The organism is Spongiactinospora sp. 9N601 (assembly GCF_044326295.1).
GTDB classification, from domain to species: domain Bacteria; phylum Actinomycetota; class Actinomycetes; order Streptosporangiales; family Streptosporangiaceae; genus Spongiactinospora; species Spongiactinospora gelatinilytica.
In genome coordinates this window covers 127,134-143,093 of the sequence record NZ_JBIRBB010000018.1, presented here as the reverse complement: position 1 = coordinate 143,093, position 15,960 = coordinate 127,134, and the positions used below count along the sequence as shown (strand labels likewise).

At 69.4% G+C, this 15,960-nt stretch carries 13 protein-coding genes; 8 read left to right on the top strand and 5 right to left on the bottom strand.

Features of this window, described 5'->3' with window-relative positions:
• Window positions 1–4: 4 nt before the first annotated feature.
• From ACH34R_RS35055 to ACH34R_RS35045, 3 genes are all read left to right on the top strand, one after another.
• A complete protein-coding gene (locus ACH34R_RS35055) occupies window positions 5–1,342 on the top strand; it encodes a UbiD family decarboxylase domain-containing protein (RefSeq protein ID WP_397565892.1) in 1,338 nt (445 codons plus the stop codon).
• A complete protein-coding gene (locus ACH34R_RS35050) occupies window positions 1,339–1,902 on the top strand; it encodes a UbiX family flavin prenyltransferase (RefSeq protein ID WP_397565853.1) in 564 nt (187 codons plus the stop codon). Before ACH34R_RS35055 ends, ACH34R_RS35050 begins: the two co-directional genes overlap by 4 nt.
• An 82-nt stretch (window positions 1,903–1,984) precedes the next feature.
• Window positions 1,985–2,356: a hypothetical protein gene (locus tag ACH34R_RS35045; RefSeq protein WP_397565852.1), complete on the top strand. Its 372-nt coding sequence runs from the start codon at window positions 1,985–1,987 to the stop codon at window positions 2,354–2,356.
• A 92-nt stretch (window positions 2,357–2,448) separates the two neighbouring features.
• Here ACH34R_RS35045 and ACH34R_RS35040 read toward each other — a convergent pair whose 3' ends face one another.
• On the bottom strand, window positions 2,449–2,586 hold the full coding sequence (locus ACH34R_RS35040; protein WP_397565851.1) for a hypothetical protein: 138 nt from the start codon (window positions 2,584–2,586) through the stop codon (window positions 2,449–2,451).
• Window positions 2,587–3,294: 708 nt separating this feature from the next.
• On the opposite strand from ACH34R_RS35040, the gene ACH34R_RS35035 reads away from it, so the two are divergent.
• The 3 genes from ACH34R_RS35035 (at window position 3,295) to ACH34R_RS35025 (ending at window position 8,878) form a co-directional block, all read left to right on the top strand.
• The gene (locus tag ACH34R_RS35035; RefSeq protein WP_397565850.1) at window positions 3,295–7,167 is read left to right on the top strand and encodes a hypothetical protein; all 3,873 of its coding nucleotides are present in this window, start codon (window positions 3,295–3,297) and stop codon (window positions 7,165–7,167) included.
• A 373-nt stretch (window positions 7,168–7,540) separates the two neighbouring features.
• A complete protein-coding gene (locus ACH34R_RS35030; RefSeq protein ID WP_397565849.1) occupies window positions 7,541–7,984 on the top strand; it encodes a hypothetical protein in 444 nt (147 codons plus the stop codon).
• A gap of 504 nt (window positions 7,985–8,488) precedes the next feature.
• Window positions 8,489–8,878 (top strand): hypothetical protein, encoded by a 390-nt coding sequence (locus ACH34R_RS35025; protein ID WP_397565848.1) that lies wholly within the window; start codon window positions 8,489–8,491, stop codon window positions 8,876–8,878.
• Window positions 8,879–8,886: 8 nt separating this feature from the next.
• Here ACH34R_RS35025 and ACH34R_RS35020 read toward each other — a convergent pair whose 3' ends face one another.
• Entirely contained in the window at window positions 8,887–10,734 is a 1,848-nt protein-coding gene (locus ACH34R_RS35020; protein ID WP_397565847.1) for a protein-arginine deiminase family protein, read from the bottom strand.
• 75 nt (window positions 10,735–10,809) lie between these two features.
• On the opposite strand from ACH34R_RS35020, the gene ACH34R_RS35015 reads away from it, so the two are divergent.
• The gene (locus tag ACH34R_RS35015) at window positions 10,810–11,397 is read left to right on the top strand and encodes a TetR/AcrR family transcriptional regulator (protein WP_397565846.1); all 588 of its coding nucleotides are present in this window, start codon (window positions 10,810–10,812) and stop codon (window positions 11,395–11,397) included.
• A 208-nt stretch (window positions 11,398–11,605) separates the two neighbouring features.
• On the opposite strand, the gene ACH34R_RS35010 is transcribed toward ACH34R_RS35015, so the two are convergent.
• The gene (locus ACH34R_RS35010) at window positions 11,606–12,073 is read right to left on the bottom strand and encodes a hypothetical protein (protein WP_397565845.1); all 468 of its coding nucleotides are present in this window, start codon (window positions 12,071–12,073) and stop codon (window positions 11,606–11,608) included.
• Between the two features lie 184 nt (window positions 12,074–12,257).
• Complete coding sequence (locus tag ACH34R_RS35005) at window positions 12,258–13,385, bottom strand: Gfo/Idh/MocA family protein (protein WP_397565844.1); 1,128 nt, start codon at window positions 13,383–13,385, stop codon at window positions 12,258–12,260.
• A gap of 83 nt (window positions 13,386–13,468) precedes the next feature.
• On the opposite strand from ACH34R_RS35005, the gene ACH34R_RS35000 reads away from it, so the two are divergent.
• Window positions 13,469–14,077 (top strand): TetR/AcrR family transcriptional regulator, encoded by a 609-nt coding sequence (locus ACH34R_RS35000; protein ID WP_397565843.1) that lies wholly within the window; start codon window positions 13,469–13,471, stop codon window positions 14,075–14,077.
• Window positions 14,078–14,381: 304 nt separating this feature from the next.
• Here ACH34R_RS35000 and ACH34R_RS34995 read toward each other — a convergent pair whose 3' ends face one another.
• Window positions 14,382–15,326 carry a phosphotransferase family protein gene (locus ACH34R_RS34995; RefSeq protein ID WP_397565842.1) on the bottom strand — a complete coding sequence of 315 codons (945 nt, stop codon included), beginning with the start codon at window positions 15,324–15,326 and terminating at the stop codon, window positions 14,382–14,384.
• Window positions 15,327–15,960 lie beyond the last annotated feature (634 nt).

Here is a 15,960-nt window from a genome sequence, read left to right as displayed (position 1 = left end):
CTCGATGCGTGCGGCCCTGGCCACGCTCCGGTACCACGTCCACGACAAGCCGCTGAAGCCCACGGAGGTGGCCGCGCACTATGCGGCGCACCACGCCGGCGTGCCCGCCTCCTCCCGGGCGGTTCCCGAGGAGGCGGTCCTGTACCGGAACGTGACCGGCTCGCGGCTGCCGGTCCTCCTGGGCCTGTACGGCGACGAGAACCGGGTCCGGGGCTGGCTGCCCGGCCTGCCCCGGCACATCACCGCCGAAACGGCCCGGGACCTGGTCGCCCGCGCCCATACGCCCGTCCAGGCCCCCGCCCGGCACGAGCCGCTGCCCGGCGTGGACCTGACCGAACTCCCGGCCCTCGTCGCCACCCCGCGCGACGCGGGCCCGTACCTCACCACAGGGGTGATCCACGCCGCCGAGGCGATGTCGGTGCACCGCATGCTCATCCTCGGCCCCGACCGGCTGGCCGTCTGGATGGTGCCGGGCCGTCTCCTGCGCGCCCTGCACGAAAGCGCCGGACGGCTGCCCGTCACGATCGCCCTGGGCGTGCCGCCCGCCGTCATGGTCGCCTCGGCGCTGGGCAGCCGGTTCCTGCCGCCCGGCGTCACCAAAGCGGCCATGGCAGGAGCGCTGGCGGGCGAACCGCTCGCGATCGCGGGGCGGGCGCCCGCGCAGGCGGAGATCGTCCTGGAGGGAGCGCTGACGGAGGAACGCGCCGACGAAGCCCTCGCCGGCGAGCCGGGAACGCCACAGCGGAGCAAGTCTCCGCCGGGCGGCGGGCTGGGGGTGTCGCTGCCGGAGTTCCTCGGCTACGACGGCTCGGCCCGTCCCGGCCTGCCCGTCATCACCGTCACCGGCATGGCGGCCCGCCGGCGGCCGATCTTCCAGGCCGTCATCGGGCCCGGCAGGGAGCAGTCGATCATCCTCGGCCTGGCCGGAGCCCTGTCGGTCGCGCTGTCCGTGCCGGATCCGATCATCGCCGGACTGCACTACGGCCCGGCGGGCGGCGGGATGCTGACGCTGGTGGTCACGGTGCGCAAGCGCGGCCAGGCCGACGACCACCGCCTGGGCGACCTGGCCGAGCGGATCTTCCGCGCGCACCCGTTCACCAAGCTCGTCGTGTTCACCGACGACGACGTGGACCCCTCCTGCCCGGAGGACGTGCTGTGGGCGCTGACCACGCGTTGCAACCTCGGCGTGGACGCGATCACGCTGCCCGGCTTCACCCCCCTGGGCATGGACCCCTCCCAGCGGCCGGACTGGTCGCGCGGCGGCGGCGAGGGGCGTACCTATGTGGACGCCACCACCCCCTACCTCGGGCGGGCGGCCACCAGGCGGAGCTTCCCGTCATGAGGCTCGTGGTCGGCATCACCGGGGCCACCGGCGTGGTGATCGGCGTCCGGCTCCTGGAGGCGCTGCGGGGGCTGGGGGTGGAGACGCACCTGGTGCTGAGCAAGTGGGGCCGGGCCACACTGAAGATGGAATGCGACCTGTCCGTGGCGGAGGTCCACGCGCTGGCCGACCACGTACACGCGCCCGGCGATCTGTCCGCGCCTGTCTCCAGTGGCTCCTTCAGGACGGACGGCATGATCATCGCACCGTGCAGCATGAAGACGCTGGCGGCCATCCGCTCCGGGTACGGCGAGGGCCTCATCCCACGAGCCGCCGACGTCACGCTCAAGGAACGCCGCCGCCTGGTCCTGGTCCCCCGCGAGCTGCCCCTGTCGGAGATCCACCTGTCCAACATGCTGGAGATGACAAGAATGGGCGCGATCTTGGCCCCTCCCATGCTGGCGTTCTACAACCGGCCGAAGACCATCGACGACCTGGTGACCCATGTGGTGGCGCGGGTGCTCGACCTGTTCGGCCTGGATCTCCCCGAGGGGCAGCGGTGGACCGGCCCGCCACGCTAACCCGGCCCCCGCTTGATCTTCACTCAGCGCCGACCTTCCCGGCCCTGGCGGACGTCCTCTCACCGGGCTCGCCACCGGGACGTTGGCCTGGGCGCTGCGTTGCCGGCATCGGCGGCCCGCGCGGGACGGCGAGGGGGGCGGGTACGGCCGCGCCCCTCCCCCAAGCGTCGGCGACCACCGCTCCCGCCCGGCCCGGCGCGAGGCGTACGCCGACGATCTGGGCGACCCGCGGGCCCTGGCCGCCGTCACCGCACGCTCCAACAGGCAAAAGGCCGACCAGGACCCGGCCACCTGGATACCGCCGCATGCCCCGGCCTTGTGCCGCTACGTCACCGAGTGGACGGCGGTCAAGCTGCGCTGGGGCCTTGCCGCCGATGCCGAGGAGCAGGCGGCGCTCTCCCGCGTGGCGGAGGGATGCCCGAACGCGACCATCGAGGTCACGCCGGCCCCGTGACCTTGAGGGCTCGCAGGCTCGGGGCACCCGAGCATGGAGCCTGGGGGCTCGGCAGGTTCTGCCGGGCCCCTTCTTCTTGCCCGGCGACCGGGTCAGGCGGGGCGTTGCCCTGCATGCGCCATCCGCAGCAGGCCCTCGTCGAACGCGAGCTGGAACAGCGCCGCGAACCGCACCGTCACCGACTCGCTCACGCCTTGTTGGTCCGAGGACAGGTCGACTGTCGCCTTCACCAGAGCCTCTATGAGTTCGTACGTGCGCCCAAGGCGGCAGCGCGGTGCAGGTTTCCGGCCGTCACGCGAACCGTTCGCCCCCTTATGGCGGGGCGTTTCTCGCGATGGCGTCCACCTGAAAAAGAGCGCGATATAGGACAGCACCAAAATAGGTGCCACTCCTCATGGCACCATTTCGCCCCACGCGGTGACCCTGGACGGTTTCGTAGTGTGCCCCTTCGCACCGGCCAATGCTCACCAGTGCCGTGTTACCGAGCCACCGTGTCCTGATGGCCGACGAATCGCTGTGGGTTTGATCGACCTGCTGCGCCGCGACCCGCCGTCCCGTGCACACGAGCACCAGGACACCAGGTGCCGGGCACCAGATCCGGTGATATCGCAAGGTCGTTCGCCGCGCCCTATTGCCCGGCGGACCGCGATGCACCCGCCCTCGTCGCCCCGGCTCCTTGCCCGCCGATCGGCGGCAACGCCACTCGCGTTCCCGTTCCTGGTCAACCAGGTACCTCGTCAAATGTTCCAAGCTGCACGTGGCAATTTCGTAATTCGGGTCGCGCCGATCGGCACCGAGTCGTCTCCTGGATGAGTACGGGGGTCTATTCGTTCATCCAGCGGGGAGGGTTTCCGTGATTTCGCCTGGACATTTCATGGCCGGTGCTCGCCTGGCCACGGACCGTAAAATGGCATATGCGATCGGGAAAGGGGCAGCAGATGGGCCGGCGTGAAACGCCCCTGGACCCTGGCGCCGGGCCGGTGCAGCGGTTCGCGTTCGAGTTGCGCAAGCTGCGCCAAGAGGCCGGCGGCATCACCTACCGCGCGATGGCCGGGCGAGCGGGCTATTCGGTGACCACGCTCTCCCAGGCCGCCGCCGGGGAGCGGCTGGCCTCGCTGGAGGTGACTTTGGCCTATGTGCGGGCGTGCGGCGGAGACGAACGGGAATGGGCCGAACGCTGGCAGCAGGCCGCGGCCGAAGAAGAACAACGCTTTGCCGTCAACGGCACCGATACCGACGCCCCGTATGTCGGCCTGCGGGCCTACGGCACGGCGGACGGTGACCGGTTCTTCGGCCGCGACCGGCTGATCGGTGACCTGCTCGGCGTGGTACGCGATCGGCGGTTCGCGGTGGTGGTCGGCTCCTCGGGATCCGGCAAGTCCTCTCTGCTGCGCGCCGGTCTGGTCCCGGCGGTGCGCGCGGGAGGGCTGGGCGAGCCGCTGGATGCCGTACGCGTGCTGACGCCCGGCGAGCACCCGCTCCGAGCGCACGCCGACCGGCTCGCCGCCGATGACCGGGCGCTGGTGCTGGTGGACCAGTTCGAGGAGGTGTTCACCCTCTGCCCGGATCCGGCCGAGCGGGCCGCGTTCATCGATCTGCTGCTGGTCGCGCGGGAGCCGGGTGCCGGGTTGCGGGTGGTGCTCGCGCTGCGCGCCGATTTCTATGGGCACTGCGCCGCGCACCGGCGGCTGGCCGGGGCGTTGCGAGACGCCTCGCTGCTGGTCGGGCCGATGGACCGTGACGAGCTTCGCGCGGCGATCGTCAAACCCGCAGCCGCCCGCGGGTTGACGGTGGAACGGGCGCTGACCGCCAGGGTCATCGATGATGCCGGGACCGAGCCGGGCGGGTTGCCGCTGATGTCGCACGCGCTGCTGGAGACCTGGAAGCGGCGCCGCGGCAAGATGCTCACCCTGGAGGGCTATCTGCAGGCGGGCGGCATCAATGGAGCCATCGCGGCGACCGCCGAGCAGGTGTACACGAGCCTTTCCCCCGCCCAGGCCGCCCAGGCCAAACGGGTGCTGCTGCGGCTGGTCAGCCCGGGTGATCGGACCGCGGACACCCGCCGCCCCGCCCGCCGCGGCGAACTGGACCCCACCGGCGCCCCCGACACCGGCCTGGTGATCGACCTGCTGGCCCGGGCCCGGCTGCTCACCCTGGACGCCGGCACCGTCGAGATCGCGCATGAGGCGCTGCTCAGCGCGTGGCCGCGGCTGGCCACCTGGATCGAACAGGAACGCGACCGGCTGCGGATCCAGCGGCAGCTCACCCAGGCCGCGCACGCCTGGTCTGATCTGGACCGCGATCCGGGGGCCCTGTATCGCGGGACACGCCTGGCCGCCGCCGCGCCGCTGCTGGCCACCCGGGAGGATCTGACTCCGCTGGAGTACGACTTCCTGGACGCCTCCCGCCGATCGGCGACCCGGCGCCGCAGGCTGGTACGCGCCGTGGCGATCGCGCTGGCCGTCTTGACGGCGGTCGCGGCCGGCGGCACGGTGACCGCGACCAGGGCCGAGCAGCAGGCCCGCGCCGAGCAGCACAACGCCGAGCAGCGCAGGAAGAGAGAACTGTCGCGGCTGGTCACCATGCGCGCCGAGCGACAGGCGAGCACAGATCCGGCACTCGCCGGCCTGCTCTCGGTGGCCGCCTGGCGGCTCAACCGAACAGCCGAGGCAAGGCGGGGCATGCTGAACCACGCGGCGAGATTCCCGCGCATGGCGCTGACCGGCCATGACAGCGAGATCGACATGGTGGCCTTCAGCGCCGACGGCGCGCGGCTCGTCAGCGCAGACGCCGACGTCGTGCGCGTGTGGCGCGCCGCCGACGGGCGGCTGCTCACGACCATGCCTGTGAAGGATTCACGGCGGGAGCTCAGCGGGGACGGCACCACCATGGCCACCTGGGAATACGACATCACCAACCCGTACGACGTCGTCGTACGGCTGTGGGACACCACGACCGGACATCTCCGCCCCATGCCCGGCGGCCCCGGCGTGACCGAGCTGGCCTTCCACCCCACACAGCCGGTAGTGGCCACCACCGACGGGCGCGGAATCCGGCTGTGGAACACCGTCACCGGCCGCCCCGCGGGCAAGCCCATCGACTTCGGCCGCCGGCTCCACATCGATCAGCTGGTGTTCACCCGGCGCGGGGACACCCTGGCCGCCGTCGCAGACGACAAGGTCAGACTCTGGGACACCAGAACCGGAGGGGCACGCGGCCGGCCGTTCGGGCAGGCGGTGGGTGAGGCGACGTTCGCACCCGACGGCGCAACCGTGGTCACGGAGGACACGAACGCGTTCCGGCTCTGGCGGGCGGCCGACGGGCGGCGCATCGGCGACGCGATCCCTAACACCGGTTTCGGCCGCGACCGCTACCGGCTACAGGTGACGTTCAGCCCGGATGGCACCATCCTGGCCACCGCCGGCGCGACCGTGAACCTGTGGAATACCGCCACCGGACAGCGGATAGGCGCTCCGATCAAGAACACCGACCCCTGGGTGGCGTTCAGCCCCGACGGCAAGACCCTGGCCACCAGCGGCGCCGGGCCCTTCGGCAGCTCTGATGATCTGCCCTCCTTCGTTCCCACCGAACGCCCGGTTCACCATCAGATCCAGCTCTGGGACACGTCCACCCTCCGCCCCCTCGGCGCCCCACTAACCGGACACGCAGGCAGAGTCGGCGCGATGGCCTTCAGCCCGGACGGCAAGACGCTGGTCACCGGAGGCCACGACACGGCCATCCGGCTGTGGGACCTCACCACCCGCCACCCGATCGCCGATCTACCCACGCCCGCCCAGACCTTCGGTCGCGCCAACAGCAGCGGCGACACCGGTCATTTCGGCAGCATCGAGTTCAGCTCGGACGGACGGACGCTGGCGGCGGCCACGGGGAGGCGGATCAGGCTATGGGACCCGGTCACCCGCCGCTTCCTCGGAGAGCTCACCGGCCATACCGGCCCCGTCCGGACGATCGTGTTCAGCCCGGACGGGCGGGCCATCGCCGGCGCCGGAGACGACGCGACCGTACGGCTCTGGGATGTGGCCACCCTCCGCCCCATCGGTCTTCCGTTGCGTCAGGGCTTCGGGCAGTCTTTGGCGGACATCAAGGACATCGCATTCAGTGCTGACGGCAAGAGCGTGGTCGCCGCGGACAATTTTGGTGTCATCTTGCGGTGGGACACGGTCACCGGGCGCCCTGTCGGCTATCTGCATGAGCTCGTCTCGCCCGATATCTACATGGTCGCGTTCAGTCCGGACGGCAGGACTGTGGTCGCGGTGGATGGCTCCGGTGTCATGCAGATGTGGGACATGGTCACCCGCCGCCCGATCGGCGCGCCGCTCAATGAAAGCGAATTCGGTGTCGGGAGACTGGCGTTCAGTCCCGACGGCACGATCGTGGCGGGCGCCAGAGCGGACGGAGCCGTCCAGTTGTGGGACGTGGCCTCTGGCCTGACCACCGGCGCGCCGCTGATCGCTCACCGAGGCGCCCTGTGGGGGCTGGCGTTCACCCCCGATGGTAAGACGCTGCTAACCGCGGGCCGCGATGGGCAGCTCCGGCTGTGGGATGTTGAATCCGGCCGGCCGATCGGCGCGCCGATGGCGAGCGGGACAGCCGTTCCAGGGACCGCGCTGACCTTCGCCCCGGACGGCAAGACCGTCGCCATCGGCACCGCCGGCGGGAGCGTCCGCCTATGGGACATGAGCCTGCCGAGCGACCCCGCCGCCGCGGTCTGTACGATCGCCGGCCGATCCCTCACCCGCACGGAATGGGCGGAGTATCTGCCCGGCGAGCCGTACCGCGAGGTGTGCTGAGTCTTTTTGTTTGCCCTGGTGGGAGGGCCTGCCGAACAATTCCGCCCCCGTTAGACATGGATCACGACCACGACGGCGGGGATCGGCATCCGGGCAAACGCCGGCCCGACGCCCCGCCGCCACATCCGATCAAAGGGGAAGGCTCACATGTCCATCGCTGGGCGAAAGACGGCCGTCAAGGCCGCCCTGGCTCCTCACGAAAGGCAGGTACTGATGCGTCTGGCACGCATCTCACTCGCCCTGGCCGCCGCCACCGGGCCGGCCCTGGCTGCGACACCGCCCGCCGCCGCTCTGGCGACCGCCGGCCCCGCAGACCCCGGCACCTACCCCGCGCAGGCAGTTTTGGACAGCCATTGACGCCCTCAATCAGATAGTGGACGACACGCCGATCTCACGGAAATCGAAACAGGAGGAAGCCTTGAAACGAATCACGGCCGGCATCTGCATGATCATCGGCCTGGTCATGTTCACCGCCTTACCCGCTGCCGCGAACGTGCCCGCAAACCGGATCATCGAAAGAGGGCAGTACAGCGTCACGTCGGAAGCGCGCTACTACGCCGCGGGCGAGGTCGTCGCGCTGACACTGGTTCCTTATGGCGACAGCAGAAATACCATCAACGGTGACTGGCTGTTCTGCACAACGAACACCGGCTGCAAGGACGCCGTCTGGACGAATCTCGTCCAGACGAACCACGACTATGCGCAGAGCCGCTACACCACGCCTCTTACGGGCTACTACTGGTTCCGGCTGAGGTGCACGGGCGGTGGGGATCCGGTCACCACCTGCCATGGGCGCGGCACCATGGACGACGTCTGATCTCGAAATCGATGACGCGGCCCCGCCGGTACATCACTTCGGCATCGCGGCGTCTGAGACCAGCGACGGCAGCAGTGGTACCCAACTGATCGACCCCGGCGGCTTCCGTCATGCCGCCGGGGTCTCAGCGGATTCCACTGCTGCCACCTGTGTTGCGCGACCGCCGGCCGATCCCTCGCCCGCGCCGAATAGGCGGAGTATCTGCCCGGCGAGCCGTACCGCGAGGTGTGCTGAGTCTTTTTGTTCGCCCTGGCGGGAGGGCCTGCCGAACAATTCCGCCCCCGTTAGACATGGATCACGACCGCGACGGCGGGAATCGGCATCCGAGTGAACGCCGGATCGGGGGCCCCGCCCTCCACTCGATCAGGAAGGTAGAAATCGGTACCGGGGAAGCTCGGGGCTTGGGGTCGGTGCTATGGACGGCGTCCCGGCGCCATGCCGTCCGCACTCGGTTCCGGTCGCGCGGCTTCAGGCGTGAGAACGAACGAGGAAACATCGAGCCCCGTGATCCATCCGATCACGGGGCTCGTCGCGTCTGCCGCGTCGTCCGCTCATGGCGGATGCCGCGGTCTCCCCGGCAGATGCAAAACTACGTTCGGCAGGTTCATCTGCTTCTCCCTTCCTGGTTTGCAAGATCGGACTCCCTACTGTCGTCGAGCCGTTGGCTGGGCGACTTGGCTGTGGTTCCTGGCCGACGAGTTCGGAGCGGATGACGACGGCGACCGAGAGCAGCGCGCGCCCGGCGACCAGGTCGGAGCCTTCGGCATCTTCGGCATCTTCGGCATCTTCGGCATCTTCGGCATCTTCGGCATCTTCGGCATCGCGGTGCCCAGCCGATCGGCTCGTCGGCAAGGTACGGCGGCGCGGGCTCGTACGGGCGCCACGTCTGCGTGAACGGACCGTCAGGGTTCGATGGCCCGCAGAGCATTGGTGGTGCAGTGCACCTCGCCACCTCCGGCGTGCGCCCAGGAGTAGTCCTCCACCCAGCTCACTCGCACCCGGCGGGAGGCCAGGGCCTGCTCGGTCGCCCGCCGGAACAGGTCCCGGCCGTCCACGACGGGCCCGTGTGGGTCGGGTGCGGCGAAGTCCCGCTCGGTCAGGGAGAGACCGTTGGGGATTGCAGGGGTGAAGGCGCGAAGCAGCGGCAGATGATCGTTCCTGGCGAACAGAACCGGCACCCGGATCAGATCGGCGGCGCGCAGGCCGGTTGCGGCGAGCATGACCGCGATCTGCTGGTCGATGTGCCCGGCTGCCGCGTCGTTGGCGGCCAGCGCCCGATCGTTGGCCAGGTACTGGTCGATGGTCGGCTGATCGCCCGAACGGGTGCCCCCCAGCAGGCGCGCGCCTCCGGCGCCGCGTGCCTGTGCCTGCTTCATCAGATGTACGGCCAGCCGCGGATCAGCCACCATCAGCGTCCAGCCTCGATCATTGTCGGCCCGGATGACGTGCATGGTCTCGTCGGCGTGTCCGACAAGTAGCCACGAGGTGTCGATGACGACCGGCGGCTGATGGCCCTGGCCGATCAGCAGGCGGATGAACGCCGGGTCCGGCCGCATGGTCGCGCCGGAGCCGTAGACCATCCGGCCGTTGGGATAGCCGTCGTAGGGCGGGAGCGATTCGATGTTTCCGGTCGCGTTGCGCAGGTCGGTCAGCGGGTCGCGGCTCACGTCGGTGAATCCCTGCACCACCGCGACGCCCGGGCCACGGAGGTGGCGAAAGAGCAACCGGCCGGACGGGCGAAGTGTCCGATGGGTCTTGCCGTCCTTGCCGGGCAGGTCAAGCAGGTTGGCGGAACGGACCAGCACCCGCATGGTCCGTGTGCCGCGCGGACCCGGCATGCTCGCGGTCATCGGCTCGAAGATGTCCTGCCACCACACGTCCTTCCAGTATCCGGCCGTACCGGCGATGAATTCCGGCGAAGCCGTGCGTGCGGCCTTGCGCAGCGACCCGGCGAAGCGTGACCACTCGCCAGGAAAGCCTGGCGGCAGGGGAGGCAGGCTCCCATCGGTCGGCCAGCCGGGGCCCTTCCCCGGCCTGCCCGCGATCACCCGGACGGCCGGTTGCAGATCGTTCTGCAGCAGCAGCGGGGCCTCCCGCAACTGGACCCGATCCTCGCCGGTCCGGCCATGGTCTGTCACGGTGAGCGTCACCATGGCCAGGCCGTCCCAGAGCGCCGGGTCGCGGACGATGTCGCGTCCTTCCAGCGCGAACTCGACACCGCCTCGCAACTCGGCCGCCGTCAGCCATCCGCGCCCTTCAGGCAGCACCGGACGGTACCCGCCCTCGTGCCTGACGAATATCCGCACCTTGGCCGCCGCCGGGGCGTTGAGGCGCACCTGGCCGAGGGCGGACCCGCTGAGCTCAGGCATCGGGAGCGTACGCATCCGGGCCAGATCATGGGTGTCCGCCTGCCCGTTCACCCGGGAATCCGCAGCGTCGTTACAGGCGGCCAGCCGCTGATCGACCCACAGCCCGGGCTCGTCCAGCTCGGCGGAATCGACTGTGCACCGGCGCTCGCTGTCGTCGAGATTGGGGAGGAAGACCGCGCCCCGTGCCTGCGTCCACCTCTCCTCCCCTTCCTCATCGCCCGGCCCGACGAGGTCGATCCGGCCGTCCCTGTCGACATCGGCCCGCAGGTCCGGCACGGGCGCGGCAGCCGCCCACCCAGGCACCGTACCGAGCAGGCTCCCGGTCACGACCAGCGTGGTCACGACCAGCGTGGTCACGACCGCCACCCATCGTCGTCTCATCCAGTATCCACTCCTTCATCGATTTATCTCACTCGCGATAAATAGAATGTATCACAGGTGAGATACAATGGGTGGATGCCGAAGATCGTCGATGCCGACCTGCGCCGCCACCACATCGTCGAGGCGGTCTTCCGGCTGATCCTGCGGGAGGGAGTGCCGAGCGCGTCGTTGCGCAAGGTGGCCGACGAGGCCGGCCTGAACGTCGGCTCGGTGCGGCATTACTTCGCCAATCACGAAGACCTGCTCACCTCCGCCGCCCAGACCATCGTCGACCGCATCTCCGCACGGATCGAGGCGCACCTCCCCCGCCTGCGGTCCGAGCCGGACAAGCGGCCCATCGTCGAGGACATGCTCGCCGAGCTGCTCCCGCTGGACGCCCGCCGGCGCGACGAGAGCACGATCGCGTTCGCGTTCGTCTGCCAGTCACGCTGGGATCCGCAGTTGCGGCCGCTGGCCGAGCAACTGCTCCGCGGCCCGAGGCAACTCGTCCGGCGCATCCTGGACGCCGCGCAGGTACGGGATCGCGACGATCATGTCGAGCGGCTGTGCGCGCTGATCGACGGACTCGCCTTCAAGGCCATCTACGTCCCCACCGCCGACGACGCGAGTGGGCACCTCCGCCTTATCGGCAAACAACTCGACCACATCCTGTCCGACCGCTGACCAGGCCCCCGAAGCGTACGTTTTCGTTCCGCCACACTTTCCGACCCCCGAGAAGGCCGAGCCCCGTTCACTCGGACGGTGTCCTGCCAGGTTGATGGCGTGAGTTACCCGGCGGTATTTGGCGTCTTGCTGATGGGCCGCTCAGTGAATGCGTCGCGTTGGAACGTGGACATCGGTGATCTATTGTTGGGAGCGAGACGGGCAGTTGTCATGACTGACCGTCTGCTTGCGCTACGGCCCGCTGGCGGAGCGCCGGGCCGAGCGCTTGCCGGCCGGCGAAGAGAGCGATCCCGGTGATCGCGCACGCCGCTCCCAGGGTCTCTCGTCCGGCGTGGTCGAGCAGTACGCTGCCGAGCAGCGGGCCGAACACGGCACCGACACTCCATGTGGCGGAGGCGACGCCCATATACCTGCCGCGCAGGTCTGCCGGGGCGAGGTCGGCGAAGGTGGCACCGAACATGACGGCGATGCCGATCTCGACGAGGGTCCAGACCAGGACCGATCCCGCATAGCCCGCACCGACCATGAGCATAGAAGCGGCCAGCACCGTACTGGGGTCGCGACCAGCGAGCAGCCGTACCGCCGACGTGATCGTGCAGACCTGGAGGGAGCCGGCACTGGACGACATCACCATGACCTCGCGTACGGCGCGCGGGCACCGTTTGCCGATCAGCATGCAGGACTCGTCGTACCCGACACCCACCACATGCGCAAGGCCACCAGTGCGCCGCACCGCGCATACCGCTCCCGTAGGGACAAAGGTCGTGGATGGTTTTGTCGGTGCGTCCTCGCGCCACCTGCGGTAGTAGTTAGAGCCTCGCTACGAGGAGGCAGTCATGAATGCAGCAGCAGCAGGTCGTTCAGGCCGTTGCTGCCATATGTTCATCACGAGGACTGGGCGCGTTCGGGTTCGCCCGCATGCGCTCGATCAAGGCGTGCAGCCGTTGGGCGTCGCGGAAGCTCGGCGCGTGCCGGGTGTGGTCGTGCAGGTCGGCGGCCAGGCGTCGGTACAGGCGTGCGACGTTGGCCGCCTCGATCGGCAGCGTGGAGGCTTCGTCGGCGTCCGGCAGGATGGGGTCGGGCGTGGTCGCGCCCGGCTGCCATTGCCATAGGTCGAGCGGGCTGATCTGCAGCTGCGCCATCTGCGGCTCGGTCTCGGGTGCCGACAGCAACATGAGCTTGCCGGCCGTGCCGGAGATCTCCAGCCGGGTATGCGGGCGGGCGGTCTCGCCGTCGAGTACGTGCACGGCCGCCACGGCACCGCCGTCGAATTCGGCGATGGCCAAGAGCTGGTCAGGCGCGGTGACCGCGATCGCCTCACCGGTTTCGGCGATGCGGTGCTCCTGGACCCGTACGGCGGTGCGCGCGCTGAGGTCACCGATGGGACCGAGCACGTGCTGCACCAGGTCGAGCGCGTGCCCGCCGAGGACCTCGACGAGCCCGGCGCCGGTGGTCGCGTCGTAGGTGTAGGCCGTCCACGCCGGGACGTCGAGCGCGCCGCCTTTGGCGCGGGAACTGAAGACGTTCGCCGACAGGACGGTGCCGATCGCTCCGTCGGCGATCATCTCGCGCGCCCGCGCCACGGACGGCGCGAAGCGCGCCTGCAGACCGACGACGGCGAGGACACCGGCCCGCTCCGCCGCCTCGGCCAGCGCCGCGGCCTCGGCGCTGGTGCGGGTGAGCGGCCATTCGCAGTACACGTGCTTGCCCGCCTCCAGAGCGGCCGTGACCAGCTCGACGTGCGCCGGCACCTTGACGGTCACCACGACGAGGTCCACGTCGGGATGCCGGGACAGGGCCACGGGATCGGTGAAGGCATGCGCGGCGCCGAAGCGTTCGCGTGCGGCGTGCGCGCTCTCGGCCCGGGTCGTCGCCACCGCCGCGAGGGCGAAGTGCGGCGAGGCATTGATGGCTGGGACGTGCGCTCGCGCCGCCCATCCTCGGTCTGGATTGGCCCCTAGGATCCCGACCCCGATCTGCTGATTCATCTGCCACCTCACAACCGGATCAACCTGTTCCGCTTGCCTACTATAACTGGAACATCTTGATCCGGTTACGTTAGTCTGGTGGCATGACCGCGGTAGAGGCCCTGCTCGCTGACGGCGGCACCCGGCTGCGCGCCGACGCGCGCCGCAACGCCGAACGCCTGGTAGCTGCCGCTCGGGCGGCGCTCGACGAGAAGGGACTCGACATCACCGCCCGCGACGTCGCCAACCGCGCCGGAGTCGGGCTCGGCACCCTATACCGCCGCGTCCCGTCGCTCAACGCCTTGCTGGCCGCCATCCTCATCGACACCCTGACGGAGATGACCGAACTGGCCACCCGCGCTCGTCAGGAGCCCGACCCGTGGACGGCCTTCGCCGGCTTCGCCGAGGCCTACGTGCAGCTCCGCGCGTCCAGTTGCGGTCTGCACGCCGCGCTGTCCGGAACGGACGCCGATCCCCTCGACCTCACACTCCATATCGACCGACTCCGCGAGGAGGTCCGGCACCTGATCGAAGACGTGCAGGCAGCCGGCGCGATCCGCGACGATCTCGACTGGCGCGACATCCCGTTCCTGCTGGCCACCGCCATACCCGCTGACCGCACCATCGGCCTGACCGCCAGGCCCGACCAATGGCGACGCAACCTCGCCGTCACCCTCGACGGCCTGCGCCCGTCATCGTCCAGCACTGCATGACACCTCTCCAGCGGCTCCCACGACGCGCAGATCGAAGCCGGGGCGATGATCATGGCGCGCGCAGCACGGGAACGTGCGCCAAGCCTCTCCATCCCGCGTGCAGCCGTCACGGTTGATCTGCGAGAACAACCTCGGCGTACTGTGTGGACGCCGTACCTTGCCCAGGGCCCGAAGCCTTGCAGCAATGTCGGGCGAGCCACGCCGAGCACGAGGGCCGAGGTTCTCACACGGGCAGCACCGGACGACACGAACCAGGGCGAAGGCCGGAACGGTGGGGCCAGTTTCCGCGAACGCCTTCGTAGGGTCAGCGAAGCGCGTTCAGTTCTTCGAGGGCGCGATGGCCGCGCTTGACCACCCCTGGAACGACATCGTGGCGCCCGTGACGGATGGGGACCTCGAGGATGAGGAGGGTCTGTGCCGCTGCGAGCACCGCCGCCCCCTCCCAGCCGACCAGGTCGAGGATTCTCGTCCACAGTCGCCTTCGGACACCGTCCAGCAGCGGATCCCGGAAGGTGTACCACACGAGGGTGGTGAGATCAGTCGCCCGCGTGCCGCTGCCTGCGTTCCCGATATCCACGACCGCCACCACCGCTCCGTCATGGACCAGAATATTGCTGGGGGTTGAGAGGTCGGCATGGACCATGTCAGGTGCCTCTCGTGGTGGTGGGACGTCGGCACACACGAGCCGCAGGCGCTCGACCAAGGCCGACACCACGGAGGAATACCCCGAGAGCCTGGCCACGGACTGGCGGAGACGCGACTGCTCCGGCGTCTCGTTGAAATCCAGCCCGGAGACAGCCGAATCCTGACCGGTGGCGACCCGCCAGGCGTACGACCAGTGGTCGTAGGGCTCGGAGGCTTGGCCGGCCTGGAGTTCGATGATCTCCATTAGCTGCTCAACGAGGGACGGGGTCAGCTCTGGCGCGGGAGCCGCGTCAACGAAGTCCATCAGATGCCATACATGAGTGGCTGTGGCCCCCACTCCGAGCCAGGCCGGGGTGGGATAGCCGCGCCTACGCATGTGCTCGACCACTCTCTGGGCCCGCAACGTCTCATCCAGGTGGTCAGGGTGGGCCCGGGGCACTGCTTTGAGCACTGCATGTGCCCTTCCGGCCAACTGGACGCGCATGGCACCCCCATTGACGCCTCCGGGGAGGCGACTGAGAAGAGTGACCTCTGCCCCGACCACGCCGGCCACGTCGTCCAGGACCTCGGCCGGCAGCTCTTCGGGATGGGTGCCTTGGTTCATCGGCTCGACCTCGACATTTCAGCGGATGGACAGAGAGCTACTTGGCACTTGGTGGCAGCAATCAGGTCTCGGCCCGGCGTGTCATCCGAATTTCTTCCCCTCGGGCTTCCCGGTGCCGTTCGGGCGGAAGCGGCGTTCGGCCCAGAACGGCCCGTGAACACCGGGGGTGGCCCGCGCCCGGCGCAGACCACCCCAAGATCAGCGCCCGCACCCGACAAGGAACCGCAGATGTCGCAGGCCATATCCGGCACGGTAGCCGATCCGGTCCTTGACGACGTCCTTGATCGGGTCCAGCCGAGATACGAGTAATACCGGCCATAAGTCGATCTTGAGAACGTAAGGGCATGCCTCACCACGAGTCCGGGTTGGGGGCACTCAAGGCCCGGCGCCGACCTCCCGTGACGTGGAGGAGCAGCCGATGGCTGAGGTCGTCGAGCGGGCGGGCATGTCCGGCGATGATGATGCGGCGGTTGCCGAGGTCGACATCGTCCAGGCGTAAGGCGAGCATCATCGTCCAGGCGTAATGCGAGCATCTCGGCCGCGCGGGCGGCGTCGACTCCGGCGAGCGCGACCATGACTCGGGCTGCGGGAGTCTTGGCGGTCTGGACGGACTGGTCGATGTCGTTCGAGAGCA

Excerpts from the sequence above, each read along its gene's own strand:
- ACH34R_RS35055 (WP_397565892.1), top strand. The coding sequence starts at position 5 with ATGCGTGCGGCCCTGGCCACGCTCCGGTACCACGTCCACGACAAGCCG.
- ACH34R_RS35050 (WP_397565853.1), top strand. The coding sequence starts at position 1,339 with ATGAGGCTCGTGGTCGGCATCACCGGGGCCACCGGCGTGGTGATCGGC.
- ACH34R_RS35035 (WP_397565850.1), top strand. The coding sequence starts at position 3,295 with ATGGGCCGGCGTGAAACGCCCCTGGACCCTGGCGCCGGGCCGGTGCAG.
- ACH34R_RS35020 (WP_397565847.1), bottom strand. The coding sequence starts at position 10,734 with ATGAGACGACGATGGGTGGCGGTCGTGACCACGCTGGTCGTGACCACG.
- ACH34R_RS35015 (WP_397565846.1), top strand. The coding sequence starts at position 10,810 with ATGCCGAAGATCGTCGATGCCGACCTGCGCCGCCACCACATCGTCGAG.
- ACH34R_RS35010 (WP_397565845.1), bottom strand. The coding sequence starts at position 12,073 with ATGCTGATCGGCAAACGGTGCCCGCGCGCCGTACGCGAGGTCATGGTG.
- ACH34R_RS35005 (WP_397565844.1), bottom strand. The coding sequence starts at position 13,385 with ATGAATCAGCAGATCGGGGTCGGGATCCTAGGGGCCAATCCAGACCGA.
- ACH34R_RS35000 (WP_397565843.1), top strand. The coding sequence starts at position 13,469 with ATGACCGCGGTAGAGGCCCTGCTCGCTGACGGCGGCACCCGGCTGCGC.
- ACH34R_RS34995 (WP_397565842.1), bottom strand. The coding sequence starts at position 15,326 with ATGAACCAAGGCACCCATCCCGAAGAGCTGCCGGCCGAGGTCCTGGAC.